Genomic DNA, 22,312 nt, shown 5'->3' on the forward strand with positions numbered 1-22,312 from the left:
TAAAAATAAAATTGAAGCTCAACAGCAAGGCATTATTCCTTTTCTAAAATCTTCTGCACAAGCAGAGGATCTATCTATTGCAACGGCTAAAGTTACTAATAGTGGTGGTGTTAAGCACTATCTCGCAGTGAATTCCGATAAATGGCATGGGAATGCGCCAGATCAAGTAACAATTAATAATGTTACTTATCAAGTTATTCGTAAGGACAACCCTGATATTCTGCCTAATATGCCAAATGGTGATCAATTTAATGGAAATCATGCAGAAAAAAAATTAATGGCTTATTTAATGGAGCATAATTCGAAGCAGCCTACAAGTATCGTTCTTAATATTCAAAATACTTCTGCTAGCTCTTTGGGTGCTTGTCAAGGATGTGGTAGCACAATTAACATGTTTGTTGAAAAAAACGCTAACTTTTCAATGTTAGTTAACCATGGTTCGACACGTAGAAATCCATAAGGAATTTTTTATGAATCAATTAATAAAAATGCTGTCTTCAATTAGATCTCAAAGAAATAATTTTATTGAATATTTAGATCGGATTGAAGGTTATTCTGAAAAAGAAATTATTGAAATTGAAAAGTTAAATAATATTTCTGTGCATGGTCAATTGAAAGAGTTGCTAACAACTATGGGTAAATGTTCAGGGGGATTGATTTTTGGTGATAATTTTTACATATATAGATATTATAGAAATGCTGGATTTAATATACAAAGGCAAAAAAATTTAATGGCTGATGAGGAACTTGCTATCAATTATAGAGAGAATGGTGAGAAATTAAATTTAGCTGAAGAACAATATTTTGAGATTTGTGGTGAGAATGAACATGCTAATATTTTCTTCATGTATACAAAGGATATTAATGATATTGTTTATGAGTGGGATGAAAACAATAATACAGTAAAAAAATTTGGAACATTATTTGATTATTTAATAAGATATAGAAAGAAATTAGGTTTTTACTCTAGTCAAGGAACTGTTAGGGGTGATGAAGAGTCAAATTTATTTGCAGAGTTAACAACAGGGCGATTATTATATAAAAATTAATTAATTTAAAATTAAATAAGTATATTAGGAATTAATAATTCCTAATATACTTATTTTTAATATTTTATTTTGAATTAAGTAAGAAAAAATGGAATAAGATAAATTAATTTAATCGTTTTATCATAAAAATAGTAAAGATTTTTAACTCGCAACAATCCGCTTCTCAAGCATCTCCATAAAGGTTTTTAAAATAATATTATGATTTTTGCCCTTGTGAGTAATTAAACAAATAGGTGTGCTGTAATGCATTTTTTTCTTTGAAACAGCTTGCATAAAACCATCTTCAACCCATTTTTTTGCATAGTGGTCGGGTAAAAAACCTAAAAATTTTCCAGTTAAAATCAGAAATGCGATGCCTTCACGGTCACTTGCTGTCGCTTTACAGTCTAAAAGCTGATGCAACTTTGCTGCTTCTGGTGTGATGGCATAATTAGGAAGGACTGCTTGCCATGTTTTTAACTCATCTAAATCCATCTTGCTACATTTGCCAAACAAGGGATGGTTTTTGCCGCAATATAAAAATGAACTTTCGCTATATAAGTCAAAATAGTCTAGGCCAGACAGCGGAGTCACAAGGGGAATTGCTCCCGCATGTAAACGGTTATCTAGCACACGGCACTCAATATCTGAAAGGGTGCTCATGCTAATGTTAATGATCACTTCAGAATGTTCTTCGGCAAGTTGTGCCAGCGTATTGGTAATGTAGCCACTTGGCATGGTCACAAGGTTATTAATAATACCTATATTAAACTCACCCTTTAGACGGTTGTGCATTTGATTGATTTTGGAGCGAAAGTCTTCGATAGAAGCGGTGAGCACTTCTATATATTCTAAAATTTCCCGTCCTTCATCGGTCAGGGCAAATCCGGCACGGCCTCGCTGACATAGCCGAATGCCTAAACGATTTTCTAAATCACTCATATGCAAACTGATTGCAGAGCGGCTAATACCTAAAATACTTTCGGCGGATGTAAAGCTATGACAGTCGCAAACCGTTTTAAATATTTTAAGTAATTTAATATCAAAATCAGTGACTTGATTTAATTTTTTAGGTTTCATTTAGTTTTGTTTTTTTAAATCTAAACTCAAGATAATTTGAATTTATCAAACTTATCACGCTATGTACACTCAAACCATAATTTGAAAATAAACAGGAATGGTTATGTTTGATACGGATAAATTCAGCGACTCTGAACATACTTTGGACGCGGTTCAAACCAATAATAATATGCATATAAATTATCAGGCACACTGGATGCCTTTCTCTGCAAATCGAAACTTTGCGAAAGACCCGCGCATGATTGTGGGTGCAAAAGGGTCGTACTTAATAGATGATTCGGGCCGTGAAATTTATGACTCACTTTCAGGCCTATGGACTTGTGGTGCAGGCCATACCTTACTCGAAATTCAACAAGCGGTGAGTGCTCAATTAGGTCAGCTCGACTACTCACCAGCTTTTCAGTTTGGTCATCCGTTGTCTTTTAAGCTAGCAGATAAAATTGTTCAGCATATGCCTGAAAAACTACAACACGTTTTCTTTACCAACTCGGGTTCAGAGTCGGCAGATACCGCTATTAAAATGGCACGTGCCTATTGGCGCATTAAAGGTAAACCAAGCAAGACTAAATTGATTGGTCGTGCCCGTGGCTATCATGGTGTAAACGTTGCTGGAACAAGCTTAGGCGGTATTGGTGGCAACCGTAAAATGTTTGGTCAGCTTATGGATGTAGACCATTTACCGCATACCTTGCAGCCGAATTTAACTTTTACCAAAGGTTGTGCAGAAACAGGTGGGGTAGAGCTTGCCAATGAAATGCTTAAGTTAATTGAGCTACATGATGCTTCAAATATTGCAGCCGTTATTGTGGAGCCTATTTCTGGTTCGGCGGGTTGTATTGTACCGCCAACGGGCTATTTACAACGTTTAAGAGAGATCTGTGATCAGCATGACATCTTGTTAATTTTTGATGAGGTGATTACAGGTTTTGGCCGTTTAGGAACTTGGACGGGAGCAGAGTACTTTGGGGTAACACCAGATATTTTGAACTTTGCGAAACAAGTGACTAATGGTGCCATTCCTTTAGGTGGAGTGGTGGCAAGCCATGAAATTTACTCTGCCTTTATGCAACAAGACTTGCCGGAACATGCCATTGAATTTACTCATGGGTATACCTATTCGGCACATCCGGTTGCTTGTGCGGCTGCTTTAGCTGCGCTTGAAGTTTTAGAGAAGAAAAACTTATTAGCTCAATCTGCGGCACTAGCACCAACTTTTGAAAAAATGCTGCATGGTTTAAAAGGTGCGCCGCACATTTTAGATATTCGCAACTGTGGCTTGATTGGTGCGTTGCAGTTAGCTCCGCGTGATGGCGATGCCACCATCCGAGGTTTTGAGCTTGGTATGAAACTTTGGAAAGAAGGGTTCTATGTTCGCTTTGGAGGCGACACGCTTCAGTTCGGCCCAATGTTTAACAGTACAGAAGCAGATATTGACCGCTTAATGAATGCCGTGGGCGATGCGCTTTATCAAGTGAATTAAAGTTTATTAGGTATTTTACTGGGATCTGTAATGCCTACAGACCCAACTTCAAAATCTAAATGAAAAATACAGTTTGATCTGAAAACTAATTGTAGTAAGGAGTAACAACAATGACAAATGGCCTAGAAGATTTTAGCTATGAAGAAGTTTCAACTGAAAATAGTACGCATAGTGAACAAGCCAAAAAAGTGCTAGGGCATTTCATTCAAGGAAGAATTGTATCTAAAACGGCAAGAAAACAGCCAGTTTACAATCCTGCGACGGGTGAAATTAGTAAAGAAGTCGAAATTGCAGATGCTCAAACCGTAAATGAGGCAGTTCAGGTAGCCGAGCAAGCATTTCCTGCATGGCGCGATACACCAGTCATTAAACGTGCGCGTATCATGTTTAAGTTCAAACAACTATTAGAACAAAATGCTGAAAAGATTTGTGCTTTGATTGGACAAGAGCACGGTAAAATTTCTCATGATGCTCAAGGCGAATTACAACGTGGTATTGAAAACGTTGAATATGCTTGCGGTGCACCAGAGCTTTTAAAAGGGGAATATTCAAAAAATGTCGGTCCAGATATCGACTCATGGAGCGAGTTCCAACCGTTAGGTGTTGTCGCTGGAATCACACCGTTTAACTTCCCAGCTATGGTGGCTTTGTGGATGTTCCCAATGGCACTGGTTTGCGGTAACTGCTTTATTTTAAAACCTTCTGAAAAAGCACCTTCTGTGGTTTTATACCTTGCAGAACTATTAAAACAAGCGGGTTTACCTGACGGCGTGTTTAATGTGGTGAATGGTGATAAAGAAGCGGTAGATGCTTTATTACATCATCCACGTATTCAGGCAGTCAGCTTTGTAGGTTCAACACCAATTGCTGAATATATTTACCGTACCGCAACATCAACGGGCAAACGTTGCCAAGCATTAGGTGGTGCAAAAAACCACGCGATTATTATGCCGGATGCCGATATTGATAACGTAGTCACTTCATTGTTAGGCGCAGCTTTTGGTTCTTCAGGTGAACGTTGTATGGCATTGTCAGTAGCAGTAGCCATTGGTGATGAAGTTGCCGATGTCGTGATTGATAAGCTGACTCAAGAAATGAAAAAATTGAAGTTCGGCAATTATGCAGATGCAAGCAACGACTTTGGCCCACTGATTACCCAAGCACATAAAGACAAAGTACAAGCCTATATCCAAAGTGCGGAACAGCAAGGCGCAAAAATTGTGGTAGATGGCCGTGATGCAAAACCGGCAGGCTACGAAAAAGGTTTCTTTGTGGGGCCCACTTTAATTGACCAAGTCACACCAAATATGACCAGTTATCAGCAAGAGATTTTTGGTCCTGTACTGCAAGTTATGCGTGTGAATACTATGCAAGAAGCGATGCAACTGATTAATGACCATGAATATGGCAATGGTACTTGTATCTATACCCGTGATGGGGAAGCAGCACGCTATTTTAGCAGCCATATTCAAGTTGGTATGGTCGGTATTAATGTACCTTTACCGGTACCTGTGGCTTATCATAGTTTTGGTGGCTGGAAGCGTTCGCTGTTTGGTGATTTACATGCTTATGGTCCAGATGGTGTCCGTTTTTACACACGCCGTAAAACCATTACGCAACGTTGGCCGTCTGCTCAAGTCCGTGAAGCAAAACAATTTTCAATGCCAACTTTAAATTAATTATTGCAACAAGGGGAAAACAATAAGTTTTCCCTTTTTCATTATCGTAGGATTTTAAACATGTAATAGATTGTTTTTATAAATATATTTTTAAGGATTGAAATATGAATAATGATACAACAAAAAAATTAGGCGAAGGACTTTCAAATCGCCATATCACAATGATTAGTATTGGCGGTGTTATTGGTGCAGGTTTATTTGTCGGTTCATCCTCTGCAATTGCCAAGGCGGGCCCAGCAGTAATTCTTGCATACCTCATTACCAGCATTATGGTATTTCTGGTGATGCGAATGTTAGGTGAAATGGCCGTTTTAGAGCCGGACACTGGTTCATTTTCTACATATGCCCGTAAAGCGATTGGTCCTTGGGCAGGCTTTACCATTGGTTGGTTATATTGGTGGTTTTGGGTGCTTGCGATTCCTGTAGAAGCCATTGCAGGTGCTGAAATTTTACATTCGTGGTTTCCGAACGTTTCAGTTTCTATTTACGCATTTTGTTTTATTGTGTTCTTAAGCTTAGCTAACTTTTTTAGTACCAAAAGTTTTGGTGAGTTTGAGTTCTGGTTTTCTCTAGTTAAAGTAGTGGCCATTATTGGTTTCATTATTATTGGTATTTTGGCAATTTCAGGTATTTGGCCTTTAGCTAAAAATGTTAGCGGCGTTGCCAATTTATATAACAACGCTGGTTTTATGCCGCATGGTATGGGAGGCATTTTATCGGCAATTTTAATTACGGCATTTTCATTCTTTGGAGTAGAAATTGTCTCAATTGCAGCAGCGGAATCATCAAATCCTAAACAGAAAATCAGACGCGCTACCAATTTAGTGTTGTACCGTATTATCCTTTTCTTTGTGGTCTCAATGTTTATTGCCGTTTCACTTGTCGATTGGCGTTCACCAGATTTACAGAAATACGGGACATTCCAATACGTTTTAATGAGCTTAAATGTACCGGGCACTAAACTCATCATTGATACGGTTGTGTTTATCGCCGTTGCGAGTTGTATGAATGCTGCGATTTATACGTCCTCTCGTATGCTATTTCGTTTGGGCACTCGTAGTGAAGCGCCACAAGCAGTAACTAAAATCAATTATGCGGGCGTACCTGCAATTGCGGTGTTCTCTTCAACTTTTATTGGTTTGATTTGTTGTATTATCAATTACGTATTCCCCGGAAAAGTATTTGGCTTTTTGCTTTCAAGTACAGGGTCAATTGCTTTACTGGTGTACTTAGTTATTGCGTTCTCACAACTACGTTTAAGACATAAGCTCGAGGCAGCTGGAGCGGAAATACCATTTAAAATGTGGTTATTCCCATGGCTGACTTGGTTTGTGATTATTATTATTTTAAGTGTGTTGGCTTATATGTTCTTCTCGCCGGCCTATAGTTATGAAACGACTTTATCTTTAGGGGTAACTTCGCTTGTGGTTGTTTGTGGGTTGTTCGTCACGCGAAAGCGTAAAGCAACCAGAGCGGTTGCCATGAATATGGATTAATTAAAAAAGAGACCATTTATGGTCTCTTTTTTTTCTCATATTCCAAGATCTAGACGAACTATTTAGTCGTATCAATAGAGACTAAAACCGATAAACCTGGGCGTAATAATTTAACGTCTTTTTGATTTTCAATAAGTTTAATTCGTAAAGGAAGGCGCTGAACAATCTTGGTAAAGTTACCTGTTGCATTGGTCGCCGAGATCGGAGAGAAAAATGCGCCAGTTGAAGGAGAGAAGCTATCTACCACACCTTTTAATTCAACATTATAAGCATCTACATAGACATTAACTGGTTGTCCGATCTTGATCTTTTTTAACTCAATTTCACGGAAGTTGGCTTCTACATAAACCTGATCTAAAGGAACAACCACCATGAGTGGATTACCAGCACTCACAAAGTTACCTACATTAGCTGACTTTTGACCAATCATGCCATCAATAGGTGCACGAACCTCTGTATAGCTCAAATTCAGTTTTGCTTTATCAAGCGCCGCTTGCGCTTGTTTAAGAGCAGCTTGTTTGGCTTGTACCTGAATCTTGTATTGGTTGAGCTGATACTGTGCATCAATCACTTTTTCTTTACTGCTGTCTAAGTCAGCATATTGTTCAGTCAATGTAGTCTTAGACTGCTGGGTAATTAATCTAGATTCCGCTCCAAGTGCTTGTAGTTGCTCATAACGCGCCGTATTGTCTTTTGTGAGCTTAATTCCAGCTTCTACTTTTCTTAGCTGTGCTTCAGTTTCTCGAATAATAGTGGGTTGTCTATCCACTGCGAGCATTGCTTCACTCAGGTCAGCTCTTGCTTTTGCATAATTAGATTCAGCTTCAGCCAAAGCAGCTTGATAATCACGTGCATCAATCCGCGCTAAAAGTTGGCCTTTTTTTACGGTCTGGTGATCTTTAATATAAATTTCCTCAATATTGCCAGATACCTTAGGGGCAATAGTTGAGTACTCTACATCTACACGTGCATCGTCTGTTTCAACAACCGAAGAGGGTAAAAATATAAGTTTTAAAACCCACAAAATAGATGCTAAGACAATAATAAACGCAATAGCCATAACCCAATGCTTTTTGAGAAATTGCACCTTGGTTAACTTGGGCGGTTCGGTATGGGTGGTGTCTTGGGCTTCGAGAGTACTCATAAAGATTTTCCTGAGTTATGACTATTCATTAACTTAATGAGAGCAATACGTGGCGGATAAGTTCGAACTGGCAAAATCAACATCACGATGAACAAAATAGCGGTAAGGCCAGCTAAGATGAGATATTGATCGCTAATAACTAAAACTGATTGTTGCGCTTGAATCGCAGAATTTAGGGCAGATAAACCACCTGAAACACGATCTGCACCATTTGCGGTGAGCACAGGTGGAGTAAGTGGGTTAATAACAGGGCCTTGAATATTTTGGAAAACATGTTGAGCAGTATTTTCAATCAGTCGTGTTGAATGGTATTCACCGCGAACTCGATTGACCCAGTCTAAAATACACACACCCAGTACACCGCTAATAGCACGCGGGGTATTAATCATAGGGGATGCATAAATTGCCATGGTTGGGTGAACACTGTTTGTACCCATCATTAAGAGCGAGAGCACGACACAGGTTTGGCCCAGACATGAGATTGCATGCCAAAAATAAAATTGGTCTTGATTCCATGTGGTATCAAGTTGACTTGCACCTAGGCAACCCGCAATGACCAGAAGTAAACCAAACCCGTGTACGTATCTGCTATCCACCCAAGCTTGATTTAGAAGCTTAACAACAATAGGAATATAGATAAATTGCAATGCCGCAATTTGTAAGCCAATCCACATAGTCTGAGTGGGTTTATAGCCATGTACAGCACTTAAGTAATTGAGTGGTAATGTACTGGTAGACATACCAATAATGACAAAGCAAAAGAGTGCGAAAACAGCATAAGCAAAATTTCGGATTTCGAGCATTTGCGGTTTAATTAATGGGCTTGGATATCGCCATTCATGTATGAAAAACCAAGGTAAAGTTATTGCACTAATTAAGGCTAATACACAAATTAATTGAGAATGGAACCAGTCTAAATGGTTGCCATGCAATAACATGGTGCTCAGGCTCGCTAAGCTAATAATCGCTAAAATGGCACCCATCCAATCGTAAGTTTTTATTCTTGAATAATTCAATGGATCTTGGGGAATCCCAAAATAAACCAGTGCAGCGCTTAGCGCACAAAACGGAATGGTTTGGAAAAATATCATTTTCCAACCAACCACATCTAAATAAAACGCAGAGAGTGCGGCACTTAAGTTGGGAAAGAACGTCGCAGTTAATGCATAGCAGGCTAATCCCCATAGTCGAATATCAGGTCCTAAAAATCTAAGCGCACAGGCCATGAGTAAAGGAATGGTTAAACCATTGGCGAGGCCTTGTAAGCCACGTAATAGATAAAAGATTTCGATATTTGGACTAAAAGGAATTAAAACGCTAGAAAAAAGGCAAAGTCCTATAGCAAAAAGAAGAACTCTGCGCATAGAAAAAATGACTGCCCAACTCGTAGACAGGATCATTCCAATAATCATTGCACTTGCGTAAATACTGTTAACCCAATAACCCGAGTCGACACTAATGCCCATTGCACCTCGAATGTCGACTAAAGTAATGCTGGTAATTCGGTTATTAAATTCAACAGTCATTGCAGCAAATATTGCACCTGCTAAACCGATGAGTGGCTTTGTATTCATCTTTTACCTTAAATCTTAAACATCAATTCATTGCACGGAGTAGATATTTACTGTACTGTACCGATCGGTACTCTACTCTTTAATTAAATTTCCGTCAATTCTCGATTTTGAACTTTTCGATGAGTTACACTTAGAACGAAATCGCTAAAATTTTTATAAGGTCAATATGTCTGGTTTAACGAAAGCTCATGAAAAAGATCAAAAAATTCTGGATGCAGCAACAAAGTTTTTTTTGATCCACGGCTTTAGTGGAACAACGACAGACATGATTCAAAAGGAAGCGGGGGTTTCAAAAGCAACGATGTATGGTTGCTATAAGAATAAAGAAGCGATGTTTGCAGCGGTGATTGAACGTCAATGTACTAACATGCAAAAACAAATTATTTTAGTTGAAACAAAAGCCGACAATTTACGCTCAGCACTAACTGAAATTGGGAAGACCTATCTGTGTTTTATATTATCGCATTCAGGCTTGGCTTTTTTTAGGGTTTGTATTGCAGAAGCGGTAAGATTCCCTGAGTTATCTGAAAAATTCTTTGAATTGGGTCCACAGCGTCTGGCAAATATCATTGCAGGATATCTAGAAAAATCCATTAGACAGGGCGAAATTGAATTAAGCTCTTCTTCAGAAGTTGCTGCGAATATATTTTTATCGTTATTAAGAAGTGATGCTCATCTAAAATGTTTGACGCATCCTGATTATTTAATATCAGAGAATGAAATTAGTACTTGGGTTGAGTATGCGGTTGATTTGTTTTTAAAAAATATCAATTACAAACCAAGTTAATTTAGGGGATTTTATTTTATCTATAAGCTCTGGATGTAGAAATTAAAAAGAGACCATTTTGTGGTCTCTTTTTTAAATTGATTAGATCGCTTCTCTGGTCATCTCACCATTCACCAATCTTAAAATTTGCAATGGATTGCTATCTTTTAAAGCCTCCGGCAATAAACTCTGCGGATAGTTTTGATAACACACAGGTCTTAAGTAACGGTCAATGGCCAAGGTTCCAACTGAGGTGCCTCTTGCATCTGAAGTGGCTGGATATGGCCCGCCGTGCACCATCGCATCACACACCTCAACACCGGTTGGGTAACCGTTTATAAGTAATCGACCTGCTTTTTCCTCTAGCACAGGGACCACATCTGCAAACTCGCTTAAGTCAGCTTCATCGGCAATTAAAGTCGCAGTCAGTTGTCCATTCATGCTTTGTAGTGCCTGAATGAGTTGGGCTTTATCTTCAACTTCAATGATGACTGTAGTTGGCCCAAAGATTTCTTCTTGCAGAAGTTGGTCACCTGCCAGTAACAACTCAACATCCGCTTTAAACAGTTGCGGCTGCGCCTGATTGCCTTGTTGGGTTTGACCTGCCAAATGCTTAATACCTTGATGCTCAGTTAAATACTCAAGACCAGCGGTATAACTTTTTAAGGTGCCGGCATTGAGCATGGTTTGCGCAGGCTTAGCGCCCATAATTTCAGTCAGGTTGTTAATGAGCTGGCTAAATTCAGCTGATTTAATACCTAAAATTAAACCCGGATTGGTACAGAACTGACCACAGCCTAAAACCACTGAATCTGCCAAATCCTGTGTAATTTTTTCACCACGGTTTTTTAATGCTTCTGGCAACATCAGCATCGGGTTAATGCTGCTCATTTCAGCAAATACCGGAATTGGCTGTGGACGGGCTGCGGCCATGTCACATAAAGCTCGTCCACCACGAAGTGAACCTGTAAAACCTACAGCCTGTATTAAAGGATGTTTCACTAGTGGCTCACCCACACCATTACCATAGATCATGTTAAATACGCCTTTAGGCATATTTGATTTTTCTACTGCACGTTCGATTGCCTGAGCTACAAAATCCGCTGTCGCCATATGCCCACTATGCGCTTTGACTACCACTGAACAACCAGCAGCGAGTGCCGAAGCAGTGTCACCACCCGCAGTTGAGAATGCTAAAGGAAAGTTACTTGCCCCAAAGACTGCCACAGGGCCAACACCGATTTTAATCTGGCGCAGGTCTGGGCGTGGTAAAGGCTGACGCTCAGGTAAAGCGGTATCAATACAGGCACCTAAAAAGTCGCCACGGCGTAACACTTTGGCAAACAGGCGCATTTGTCCACTGGTACGGCCACGTTCACCTTGCAAACGTGCAAGCGGTAAAGCCGTTTCCTGTGAGACAATTTCAAGAAAATCTGTACCTAATGCATCGAGTTCATCAGCAATATTTTCTAAAAAAGTAGCACGCTGTTCAGGTGATGTATGACGATAAGTCTTAAAAGCTTGATTTGCAGCTTCACAGGCTTGATTCACCTCTTGTTCAGTTGCATGGTGAAACTCATAAGGTAGAGCCTCACCAGTCGTAGCATGAATACTTTTTAATAAGGTTGTACCTTGTGCACTACGTGAACCGCCAATAAAGTTGTGTCCGATAATGGTCATAATAGAATCCTGAAATTAATGAGAATGCCGTGGCAGGTTATTTTGATTGATCACACGCATGTATAACGTTGCAGGCTCTAAACAGCCACCTGTTGATAATTGGCCCACCATGTTGCGATACATTTCTTGCCAAGGCGTTTGAGATGTAGAGACAGTTGGTTTCCATTCCTGACGGCGTTTTTCTAACTCTTCGTCTGAAATAAGTACGTTCACAGAACGTTTATTGAGATCAATGCGCAAACGATCATTGGTTTTTAATAAAGCAATGCCGCCGCCTACCGCCGCTTCGGGTGACATATTTAAAATAGACGGGCTGGCAGATGTACCGCTTTGACGGCCATCTCCTAAGCAAGGCAGTGAATCAATACCTTTTTTAATTAATTCCGCTGGAGGAGCCATATTGACGACTTCGGCACTGCCCGGATAACCAACTGTTCCAGCGCCTCGAATGACTAAAATACAATGTTCATCAATATCTAAGGCTGGATCATTAATTCGTGAGTGGTAATCCTCTGGTCCTTCAAAAACGATTGCACGTGCTTCAAAGCTATTTTCACTATTTGGGTCAGATAAATAGGTTTTCTTAAATGCCTCACCAACAACAGACATTTTCATAATTGCACTGTCAAAGAAATTGCCACTCAACACAATAAAACCCGCACCATGTTTTAATGGTTGTTCATATGGGAAAATGACATCTGCATTTGAAGTTTTTGCATTTTTAGCAATTTCCCCAATTGTTTTACCGCTGACTGATGCACAGTCTTCATGTAAAACGCCCGCTTTTTGTAATTCATGTAAAACAGCAGGAACACCGCCAGCACGGTGAAAGCCTTCACCCAAATATTTACCCGCAGGCATGCAATTCACAATAAGTGGAATATTTTCTCCAACGTTTTGCCAGTCTTCTAAACTCAGCTCAATACCCATATGACGAGCAATTGCAATTAAATGAGGAGGGCAGTTACTTGATGCGCCTAATGCTGAGGCTACTGCAATGGCATTTTCAAATGATTGTTTGTTCATGACTTTAGATGGACGTAAATCTTCTAAAACCATTTCACATATCCTTTTTCCAGTCATATAGGCCATTTGCCCACGTTCGCGATAAGGCGCTGGAATGCTTGCACATGTCGGTAAAGACATACCCAACGCTTCTGCCAAAGCATTCATAGAAAGTGCAGTACCCATGGTGTTGCAATGACCGACTGAAGGTGAGGCGGAAGTGGTCATTTCCATGAAGCCTTCATAGTCGATTTCACCTGTGGCAAGTAAATTTCTTGCATGCCAAAGTACCGTACCTGAGCCAATTAACTCACCTTTAAAATGACCATCTAACATTGGCCCACCAGATAACACGATTGCTGGTATATCTGCTGTTGCGGCTGCCATTAAACAAGCAGGTGTTGTTTTATCACAACCTGTGGTTAGCACCACGCCATCAAGTGGATAACCATGTAAGATTTCAACTAAACCTAGATAGGCTAAGTTGCGGTCAAGTGCAGCAGTAGGTCGGCGAGACTGTTCAGCAATCGGGTGAACAGGAAACTCCATCGGGATGCCGCCAGCATCACGAATGCCTGCTTTAACCCGTTCAGCAAGTTCTTTGTGGTGACGGTTACATGGAGTTAAATCACTACCTGTTTGTGCGATACCAATAATAGGGCGGCCCGATTGTAGCTCGGCGCGGGTCAACCCATAATTCATGTAACGCTCGACATAGAGTGCTGTCATGTCAGCATGTGTAGGATCATCAAACCATTCTTGGCTGCGTAAAAAAATCCGTTTATCTTGATCATTCATTTTTAGATCCTTCTACTGATCTCGCTCAGCAATTTAATTTTTCAAGTGATGAATATTACGATTGAACCGGTTGATAATACGTGAAATTTATAGTAATTCGCGTTGTTTTAAATTGTGCATCAAAGCATTTATGCCAAAATTCCACGGCATCGCTTTATCACTGGTCATGACCGTGTTGTATAAAGTGCCGAGCTTTGGTGAATGGATACGAACGACATCACCGACTTTATGGGTAAAGCCTGCACCAGCTTGTTCACGGTCTTGGGTAGGCGCAAATAAAGTACCCAAAAACAAAACAAAACCATCTGGATATTGGTGATTTTCATTCAGCGTTTGTTGAATTAAATCTTCGGGATCACGACTAATTTGAGACATAGAACTAATGCCATTGAGCACAAAGTTATCTGTACCCTGAATTTGCAGTTCAACATCACAAGCGCGGATATCATTTAAACTAAAGGTAGAGTCAAAAAGACGAATAAATGGACCAATTGCACAAGATGCGTTGTTATCTTTTGCTTTACTCAACAGTAGGGCACTACGACCTTCAAAGTCTCGTAAATTAACATCGTTACCTAAAGTCGCACCTAAAATCTTACCGTGACTATTTGCAACTAATACGACTTCCGGTTCTGGATTATTCCACTCAGACTTTGGGTGAATACCAATATTTTGACCCGTTCCCACAGCTGCTAAAACAGGTGCTTTGGTAAAAATTTCAGCGTCGGTACCAATACCCACCTCAAGATATTGAGACCACATTTTTTGTTCAATTAAATATTCTTTGAGTTGCAGCGCTTTTTCAGAACCGGGTTCAATTGTTTTTAAATTATCGCCAATTACCCCTTGTACCACTTCACGGATTGATTGAGCTTTTTGTGCATCGCCGCCCGCTTGTTCTTCAATCACACGCTCTAACATGCTTGCTGCAAAGGTGACACCAGCTGCTTTAATCACTTGCAGGTCAATAGGGGCTAAAAAATATGCCTTGTTTGTATCTGGCTCGGCGACTGTATTGGCAAACAACTCATCAATTGAGCCAACTAATTTTCCTTCAATTTCAGCTAAAGCTTTTAAAGGATCTGAACTCTCAAGTAACTGGGAAATAGTGTGGAACTTTTCAGAAATATCAAAAACCTGATCACCTTTTAAAAGAATTGGAGATGGACCGGAAATTTGATTTGGAATCCACGCGCGACCAATTAAACATCCTTGGGTAGCGTCGTCTGGTAATGAGTTCTGGGAATTTAACGTAAACTTCATTTAAAGCATCCTTCTTTTATTTGAAATCATGATATGTTTCTTATTTAATAAACACCAATCGCAATAATTTAATTATTAATAACGAAAAGTTATCGAAAAGGATTTTTCAAAATGGCTGATTTGACTTACACAAGCTTAAATAATTGGTTGAAATTCAAACATTTGGTTTTGTTGGAAACTTTGGCGAGAACCAATAACATGCATTTGGCCGCCGAGCAGATGAACCTAAGTCAGCCTGCGGTGAGTAAAATGCTAAAGGAAATAGAAGGATTACTGGGCTTTCCTGTTTTTGAACGGTTACCCCGAAATATGCCAGTAACAGCCTTGGGTGAGCATGTAATTCGATATGCGCAGCGTGTGTTAAATGATGCAAAGCATTTTGTCGAAGACATTGAAATTTTACGATTAGGTGGTCACGGTTTTTTAAAAGTAGGCGGTATTTTTGCTGCAACCGCTGTGGTGATTCCAAACTCAATTATTGAGATTAAAAAACAGTGGCCGTTACTTTCTATCGATGTTGTTGAGCAAACCAGTGACCATTTAATGGAAATGCTAAGTGAACACACTTTAGATTTAGCTATTGGCCGTTTTACTGATGTGACGCAAAGCCAGTTTTTTGATTTCCAACCTTTAGGCCCGGAGCCGTTTTGCATTGTTGTTAATAATGCTCATCCATGTGCCAAGAAAAAGTTTTGTACATTAGAAGAATTATTAAATTGGCCGTGGGTACTTTATCCTAAAGGCACGCCAATTCGACAACGTATGGAAGGCGCATTTGCCCGAGCTAAAGTTAAAATTCCCTTAAATACAGTCAATACCATGTCGATGCAGACCTTTTTGCAGATATTAAAAGGTGCGCCTATGGTAGGAATGTTGCCCGAAGCCATGGTGATCGATCAGGTAAAAGAAGGGCAATTGCAGATTTTAGAAACAGATCTAATTTTAGATGCGCAGGATTATGGAATTTTGACGCGTAAAGATGAACCAGTTTCTGATATTGCAGCAGCATTTATTAATATCTTACTTAAAAATGCGAAACGTAAATAAAGTATTCAGCCTCAAGCCATGGAGCGGTTTGAGGTTTTCAAGTTGAAAGATAACTTGCTTTATTGAGTAAATTTATAAACATAAAATTGATATTAAAAAGTTATCAATATTTAGAAATTATTCATTGGAAATTATTACAGGGACTCCTTATCGTTTAATTCACGACAATTACAAAAGTTTTTAAGTGAATAAAAACTAGGAAAGGACCTCTGTATGAATGTGCTAATCACTGGTGGAACAGGTTTTATTGGAAAACAAATTGCTAAAGAGATTTTAAAAGCTGGCAGTTTGACTTTAGATGACAATAAACCTCAATCCATCGATAAAATTATTCTGTTTGATGCATTTGCTGGCGATGATGTGCCACAAGATCCGAGAATTGAAGTGATTGTCGGTGATATTACCGATAAAACTACAGTTGCTCATATTACAGAAAATATTGATGTCGTTTGGCATTTGGCTGCTGTAGTGAGCTCGGCAGCCGAGGCTGATTTTGATTTAGGTATGGATGTTAATTTGTATGGACTCTTAAATTTATTAGAAGAATTAAGAAAGAAACAAACCACGCCTCGAGTTATTTTTGCTAGTGGCTGTGCTGTATTTGGTGGCCAATTACCAGAGGTTGTGACAGATGAGACAGTGGTTACACCAAAGTCTTCTTACGGCATGCAAAAAGCAGTAGGAGAATTGCTGGTCTCGGATTACTCAAGAAAAGGCTTTATTGATGGCCGTATTTTAAGACTACCGACTATTGTGGTTCGTCCTGGTAAACCTAATAAAGCGGCATCGACATTTTTTAGCTCAATCATCCGAGAACCATTAAAAGGCGAAACGGCCATTTGCCCAGTCCAGTCAGATACTCCAGTCTTTGTTACTTCACCGCGACGTTGTGTTGAATCAATGATTAAAGCGGCATCAATTTCTTCAGAAGTACTTCAAGATAACCGAATTATTCCGTTACCCGGATTAACAGTCACGGTTAAAGAAATGCTTGAGGCGCTTGAAAAAGTTGCGGGCAAACAAGCAACTGATTTGGTGCAATGGCAAGAAGACAAAGCCATTCAACGTATTGTTCAAAGTTGGCCTGTTCAGGTGAAAGCTGAATATGCCGAATCTTTAGGTTTCCGAGCAGATAAAAACTTTGAAAGCGTGATTCAGGCACATATAGAAGATACCCAAAATTAATGGCAGTGATCGCCAGTTGATGTGAGAGTTATTATGGAAGATATCAAAAATGTAACTGCTCTCGAAGAGCAGACAATCAAACGTATTTCGAACAGAATTATCCCGTTTCTCATCATTCTATTCATTATGGCATTCCTAGACAGAACCAATATTGGTTTTGCTGCGTTACATATGAATGATGCACTTGGAATTACTCAAACCATTTTTGGTTTAGGTGCAGGTGTATTTTTTCTAGGTTATTTTATTGCAGAAGTGCCGAGTAATATCTTGCTTCATCGGTTTGGAGCGCGAATCTGGATTGCTCGAATCATGATTACTTGGGGAATCATTGCCGCACTCATGGGTTTTATTCATAGCGGTACGCAGTTTATTGTTTTACGGTTTTTACTCGGTATTGCTGAAGCAGGTTTCTTTCCCGGTGTGATCTTTTATTTAACCTTATGGTTTCCTGCAAAATATCGTGCCCGTGTTTTTGCCACGTTTTATCTTGGATTGCCAATTGCTCAAATTATTGGAGCACCAATTTCAGTCGGGCTCATGCAATGGGGTAATACCATTGGCTATGAAGGCTGGCGTTTGATGTATGTGCTAGAAGGGATCCCTTCCATTATTTTAGGATTAATCTGTCTTAAATATTTAACCAATAACCCAAAAGAAGCAGAGTGGTTAACAGCTGAGCAGCGTCAATGGCTTATGAATACGCTTGAACGTGAAGAAAGAGAAAAAGAGCAATCTGCCGATGCTGCTTTAACTAAAGGTGAACTCATTAAACAAGTGTTTAAAAATCCTTTGGTTTGGATTATGGCAGTTGTTTATTTTGGTATTACTTCCGGTTCAAATGCAATGTTCTTCTTCTTACCAAGTGTTTTAGAGTCATTCCGTAACACATTTGGTATGCAAATTAGCCTTATTCAAAATGGCTTACTCACCGCAATTCCATATGCATTTGCAGCTGTTGGGATGGTTTTATGGAGCCGCCGTTCTGACCGTAAACAAGAACGTTATAAACACGGTGCTTGTGCTGCACTTATGGCGGCGTTAGCTATTGCGATTGCACTTATTGTGAATCAGCCTTGGGCCATTATTGTCGGCTTTATTCTTCTTGCGATTGGTGTATTTAGCGCAATTAACATTTTCTGGACCATTCCTGGGCAAACTCTAACAGGTGTGGGTGCCGCAGCCGGAATTGGATTGATTAACTCGGTAGGTAATTTAAGTGGTTTTACTGGTCCATATTTAACTGGATATTTATATACCACTACAGGCACTTATACAGTGGCATTCCTTGCGATTGCAGGCTTTGTAGCGATGGGCGGCTTAGGACTGTTGCTATTAGCAAAGTTAAAATCGAATAGCTTAAAAGTAGAACAGCAGCAACTTAAAGTTCGAACTGCTACGGAGATGAAATAATGGCGACCATCGGATTTGTGGGTACAGGCATTATGGGCATGCCGATGGCTATGAATTTACTCAAGGCAGGTCATCAAATTAAGGTTTGGAATAGAACTTTATCTAAAGCAGACAGTTTAAAAGAAGCTGGAGCCCAAGTTTGCTCTGACCTTGAACAAGTCGGAAAAGATGTAGAATTTCTGATTTGTATGCTCAGCGATGGAAAAACCTGTGATGAAATCCTGTTTAAAGAACAGGGTGCAATCTCTCAGTTAAAACCTGAAAGTACGGTTATTGTCATGAGTTCGATACCCGTTGAAGTTGCAAAAGTACAAGGTGACAAATGTAGAGAACGAGGACTTAGATATTTAGATGCTCCTGTTTCTGGTGGAGAAAAAGGCGCCCAAAATGCAAGTCTTGCTATTATGGTAGGCGGTGACGCTAAAACATTTTCACAGGCTGAAACTATTTTAAGTGCAATGGGACGCCCAATTTTAGTGGGCGGGGCTGGCTGTGGAATGCTCGCAAAACTTGTAAATCAAATGATTGTAGCAACCACAATTGCAACTGTAAGCGAGGGCTTATTGCTTGCTAGTAAAGCCGGTGCCGACCCTATTAAGCTCAAACAAGCACTCACAGGAGGTTTTGCAGATTCTCCAATTTTACAGCAACATGGCGAGCGTATGTTAAGTCGAAATTTTAAACCGGGAGGTACTGCTCGAAACCAGCATAAAGATATTCATACAGCCGTTAGCTATGCTAAATCACTAGAATTGAATTTACCGGTTGCCCAACAAGTCAGCCAATTATTTGAAAATATGCTTGCTGCCGGAGACGGTGAACTTGATCATTCTGGTTTAATCCGTGAACTTGAGCGAATGAACCCAGTGTGAAATTGCTTTAAATTTAGCGGTACTTGATGAATAGACATAATCAAGTACCGCTTTTTTTATGGTTGATGCTTAGATTTTGTAATAAGAAAAATAATTAGTGGTTATTGAAATTTTATTTACGATTTAGACGGAATATATTTACGCATAGCAAAGATAAATAGCGTAAATAAAATACTGAAACCAAAAACAGGTAAGCTTAGCCCTAATACGAGACCCACCAATATTAACCCTATTTTTTGTGAGCCAGTTGCACGGTTCCAAATCAATAAGCTTTGCCCAACAAAGTGAGTTGTCATGTGCTTTAAGTTTGAGTTTTTAAACGCAGCCCTATATGCATAAATAATCATAATGCACAGCACGAAAGCATAAAGTGCCAGTACCAATTGATTTATCCAGCCAAATAAAATACCAATATGCGCATCAACTCCCCAACGAGTGAGCTTTGCCACCAGTGAATAGTCTTTAAAAGCAAGTTGATCGATGACTTTATGTTGTTCCATATCAATTGCGATACTGTCTGCTTGAGTTGGCCATTTACGCTGAATCTCGGCTATCGTCCAAGCTTGATTGCCACTGGTGGGTGGTTTGATTTGTATTTGTGCCGCGTCAATCCCATGTGCTCTGGCGATTGAAAGAGCAGTATCGTACTCAGTAGAGATAATATTTAAATTAAGGTTTTCACTGTGTGGCATTTCGTGATGTTCATGGTGCATCACTGTAGGTAAATTATCTGTTTGAAGAGAAGTTGCTAATGTTGGAGTTTGCCAATTAAGCCATTGACGAGCAACTCGAATATTATCTCCAGCCCACTCGGACCACGTAAGACCCGTAATGGCGATTATTAATAAGAGAGGAAATAAAGTTAAACCCAGCGTGCTATGGCATCTTAGTAATTTATTTTTTTGTGTTTGTCTGATTTTAAGATTTTGACGGCGTTTCCACCAATTATAAAGTCCAGTTAAAGTCAAAATTGCTAACCAGCTTGCAGCAAGTTCACTATAAAAGCGCCCCCATTTTCCGAGTAATAAATTGCTGTGTATCTGGTCGAGCGTAGTTCGAAACGGTAGAACCCCACTGGTACCATAAACCGCTAGATGGCCTTTGGCTTTAAGTGTAAAAGGATCAATAAAAACGGCTTCACTTGTAAAATCGTGGATAGGATCTGAAAAAATGACACGGGTTGTCTGGTCAGTGCTTGGGGCTGGTCTAACTTCAATTACCTGTGCAGACTTAGGCATTACTTGCTTTGCGGCTTCAATTTGCTGGCTCAGCTTATGTGGTGTTTGATCTAGTGGCTCAACATATAGAACATCTTTATAAATGGCTTGTTCTAGTTGAGGCGTAATTGCATAGAGTAAACCGGTAATTGCAGCAAACAAGATAAATGGTGCAATAAAAATACCAGCATAAATATGGATTAAACGGTAAAGACTACGCCAGAAGGATGATTGAGTCAGCATCAGAAAAGAGTGTCTATCAGGTGTTGGGGCGGATTATAGCGATTTATTTCTATCGATGTTGATTGAGTTGTAAGCGCTATTAAATTATTTGAATAGCGCTTAGGTAGAGGGCTTAGCCTAATAATTAGACAGTTTTTATTGCTTGGTAAAATTGGCGCTTTTTTTGCTTAGTATTTAAGATCTTATCTACCAAACTTTATTTGATAATTCTATAGCTTATGTTTCAAGCCATCTTGCTCTCTTATGGTGTGTTTTTCACATGAAAAATGCACCAAATAAACGCATCTTTTTATTACGCACTCTATTTGTGCATGAGGTGCCATAATGAAGTTATTCGCTTCATTACTTACTTTACTCATTCTATGTGGATGTTCTTCATCTGAACAAAATAGAAAAACTCAAGAAAACTCAACCTATCATTCAATATGCGTTTTTGATAGTACAAATACAAAAGTCTGTGTAGCCAAGCCTGCCCAAAGAATTGTTTCTCTGTTTGAGTCAGGTTTAGATGGCTTATATATGCTAGGGCAAGGCCACAAAGTGATTGGCATCCCGGCCGAAGTATACATCCAACCTTTATTATTTAATGCCTACTCAAAAATAGATCAACGTATTGCCAATAAACAGCTTGCTACGCCTTCACAAGGGGCAAATGCAACCAATATTGAAAGTCTAGTACTGTTAAAACCTGATCTGGTAATTGTAGGAAGCGGGCAGACCCAAACAATTGAACTGTTACGGCAGTTTGGCATTGCCGTATATGTCATGGAGTCAGGCACCTACAAACAAGTGAAAGAAGAACTTTCTGGAATTGCTATTCTGAGCGGAGCCCAAAAGCGAGCTCAGGAAATTTTAAATTTCTCTGATGAAATTGTGGCGGAGGTTGCAGCCAAAACGGCACGTCAGCCAAATAAACAATCGATTTACTATGCTTGGTCTGGTGGACGAATTTTTTCTACCTCGGGACGTCAGTCGATTACCAATGATTTTATTGAGCTAGCGGGTGCTTACAATATTGTTCAGACCGCTGCTAATCAACCCAATGTAAATCCCGAGACTTTAATTGAATGGAACCCCGACAATATTGTGCTTTGGAATACCAACCCCCAACTAATTTATGAACGAAAAGAATTACAGGGTTTAAGTGCTGTGCAAAACCGAAAGGTATTTAATTTGAGTCCTGCATTTATATATAACCCACACACCATCAAAATCATTATTACGGCGATTTATTTGAATCATAGTATTTATCCTGAACAGTCTGATTTACCAGTAAGTGCTTTACAACAGCGTATTTTAACTAAGTTGTATGGTGAGCACCTTGCCAAAGCATTGGTGCAATGAA

17 protein-coding genes are annotated in these 22,312 nt (G+C 39.5%); 10 read left to right on the forward strand and 7 right to left on the reverse strand.

Annotated features, from left to right (window positions below; all coding sequences use genetic code 11):
- The first annotated feature begins 470 nt into the window (after positions 1-470).
- The gene (locus ACTJJH_RS02320; RefSeq protein ID WP_032035162.1) at positions 471-1,049 is read left to right on the forward strand and encodes a hypothetical protein; all 579 of its coding nucleotides are present in this window, start codon (positions 471-473) and stop codon (positions 1,047-1,049) included.
- A gap of 141 nt (positions 1,050-1,190) precedes the next feature.
- On the opposite strand, the gene ACTJJH_RS02325 is transcribed toward ACTJJH_RS02320, so the two are convergent.
- Positions 1,191-2,108: a LysR family transcriptional regulator gene (locus tag ACTJJH_RS02325; protein ID WP_440600655.1), complete on the reverse strand. Its 918-nt coding sequence runs from the start codon at positions 2,106-2,108 to the stop codon at positions 1,191-1,193.
- Between the two features lie 97 nt (positions 2,109-2,205).
- Between ACTJJH_RS02325 and ACTJJH_RS02330 the strand changes: the two genes are divergently transcribed.
- The 3 genes from ACTJJH_RS02330 to ACTJJH_RS02340 all read left to right on the forward strand — a co-directional run bounded on the left by ACTJJH_RS02330 (position 2,206) and on the right by ACTJJH_RS02340 (position 6,763).
- Complete coding sequence (locus ACTJJH_RS02330; RefSeq protein WP_440600656.1) at positions 2,206-3,588, forward strand: aspartate aminotransferase family protein; 1,383 nt, start codon at positions 2,206-2,208, stop codon at positions 3,586-3,588.
- Positions 3,589-3,698: 110 nt separating this feature from the next.
- Positions 3,699-5,267, forward strand: a complete 1,569-nt coding sequence (locus tag ACTJJH_RS02335) for a CoA-acylating methylmalonate-semialdehyde dehydrogenase (RefSeq protein WP_440600657.1) — start codon at positions 3,699-3,701, stop codon at positions 5,265-5,267.
- 104 nt (positions 5,268-5,371) lie between these two features.
- Positions 5,372-6,763, forward strand: coding sequence for an amino acid permease (locus ACTJJH_RS02340; protein WP_440600658.1), 1,392 nt, complete (start codon positions 5,372-5,374; stop codon positions 6,761-6,763).
- A gap of 58 nt (positions 6,764-6,821) precedes the next feature.
- Here ACTJJH_RS02340 and ACTJJH_RS02345 read toward each other — a convergent pair whose 3' ends face one another.
- Both ACTJJH_RS02345 and ACTJJH_RS02350 read right to left on the reverse strand, forming a co-directional pair.
- Positions 6,822-7,907 (reverse strand): HlyD family secretion protein, encoded by a 1,086-nt coding sequence (locus tag ACTJJH_RS02345; RefSeq protein WP_440600659.1) that lies wholly within the window; start codon positions 7,905-7,907, stop codon positions 6,822-6,824.
- On the reverse strand, positions 7,904-9,481 hold the full coding sequence (locus ACTJJH_RS02350; protein WP_068563017.1) for an MFS transporter: 1,578 nt from the start codon (positions 9,479-9,481) through the stop codon (positions 7,904-7,906). Before ACTJJH_RS02350 ends, ACTJJH_RS02345 begins: the two co-directional genes overlap by 4 nt.
- 166 nt (positions 9,482-9,647) lie before the next feature.
- On the opposite strand from ACTJJH_RS02350, the gene ACTJJH_RS02355 reads away from it, so the two are divergent.
- Complete coding sequence (locus tag ACTJJH_RS02355; protein ID WP_233732776.1) at positions 9,648-10,268, forward strand: TetR/AcrR family transcriptional regulator; 621 nt, start codon at positions 9,648-9,650, stop codon at positions 10,266-10,268.
- Between the two features lie 81 nt (positions 10,269-10,349).
- Here the strand turns inward: ACTJJH_RS02355 and ACTJJH_RS02360 are convergent, their stop codons facing one another.
- From ACTJJH_RS02360 to ACTJJH_RS02370, 3 genes are all read right to left on the reverse strand, one after another.
- Positions 10,350-11,927 (reverse strand): aldehyde dehydrogenase (NADP(+)), encoded by a 1,578-nt coding sequence (locus ACTJJH_RS02360; RefSeq protein ID WP_440600660.1) that lies wholly within the window; start codon positions 11,925-11,927, stop codon positions 10,350-10,352.
- Positions 11,928-11,942: 15 nt separating this feature from the next.
- Entirely contained in the window at positions 11,943-13,730 is a 1,788-nt protein-coding gene (locus tag ACTJJH_RS02365; RefSeq protein WP_440600661.1) for an IlvD/Edd family dehydratase, read from the reverse strand.
- Between the two features lie 87 nt (positions 13,731-13,817).
- Entirely contained in the window at positions 13,818-14,993 is a 1,176-nt protein-coding gene (locus ACTJJH_RS02370) for a fumarylacetoacetate hydrolase family protein (protein WP_440600662.1), read from the reverse strand.
- A gap of 111 nt (positions 14,994-15,104) precedes the next feature.
- Here ACTJJH_RS02370 and ACTJJH_RS02375 point away from each other — a divergent pair, with 111 nt between their 5' ends.
- The 4 genes from ACTJJH_RS02375 to ACTJJH_RS02390 all read left to right on the forward strand — a co-directional run bounded on the left by ACTJJH_RS02375 (position 15,105) and on the right by ACTJJH_RS02390 (position 19,507).
- A complete protein-coding gene (locus ACTJJH_RS02375; protein WP_017392707.1) occupies positions 15,105-16,040 on the forward strand; it encodes a LysR family transcriptional regulator in 936 nt (311 codons plus the stop codon).
- 213 nt (positions 16,041-16,253) lie between these two features.
- Entirely contained in the window at positions 16,254-17,225 is a 972-nt protein-coding gene (gene denD, locus ACTJJH_RS02380) for a D-erythronate dehydrogenase (RefSeq protein ID WP_440600663.1), read from the forward strand.
- A gap of 33 nt (positions 17,226-17,258) precedes the next feature.
- On the forward strand, positions 17,259-18,635 hold the full coding sequence (locus tag ACTJJH_RS02385) for an MFS transporter (protein WP_032003681.1): 1,377 nt from the start codon (positions 17,259-17,261) through the stop codon (positions 18,633-18,635).
- Positions 18,635-19,507 carry an NAD(P)-dependent oxidoreductase gene (locus ACTJJH_RS02390; RefSeq protein WP_262729173.1) on the forward strand — a complete coding sequence of 291 codons (873 nt, stop codon included), beginning with the start codon at positions 18,635-18,637 and terminating at the stop codon, positions 19,505-19,507. Before ACTJJH_RS02385 ends, ACTJJH_RS02390 begins: the two co-directional genes overlap by 1 nt.
- Before the next feature lie 116 nt (positions 19,508-19,623).
- Here the strand turns inward: ACTJJH_RS02390 and ACTJJH_RS02395 are convergent, their stop codons facing one another.
- Positions 19,624-20,967: a PepSY-associated TM helix domain-containing protein gene (locus ACTJJH_RS02395; RefSeq protein WP_262729170.1), complete on the reverse strand. Its 1,344-nt coding sequence runs from the start codon at positions 20,965-20,967 to the stop codon at positions 19,624-19,626.
- Between the two features lie 324 nt (positions 20,968-21,291).
- On the opposite strand from ACTJJH_RS02395, the gene ACTJJH_RS02400 reads away from it, so the two are divergent.
- Positions 21,292-22,311 carry an ABC transporter substrate-binding protein gene (locus tag ACTJJH_RS02400; protein WP_262729169.1) on the forward strand — a complete coding sequence of 340 codons (1,020 nt, stop codon included), beginning with the start codon at positions 21,292-21,294 and terminating at the stop codon, positions 22,309-22,311.
- Position 22,312: the final 1 nt, after the last annotated feature.

The sequence above is a fragment of the Acinetobacter sp. 22301 genome (assembly GCF_052045285.1).
Classification (GTDB): domain Bacteria; phylum Pseudomonadota; class Gammaproteobacteria; order Pseudomonadales; family Moraxellaceae; genus Acinetobacter; species Acinetobacter pittii.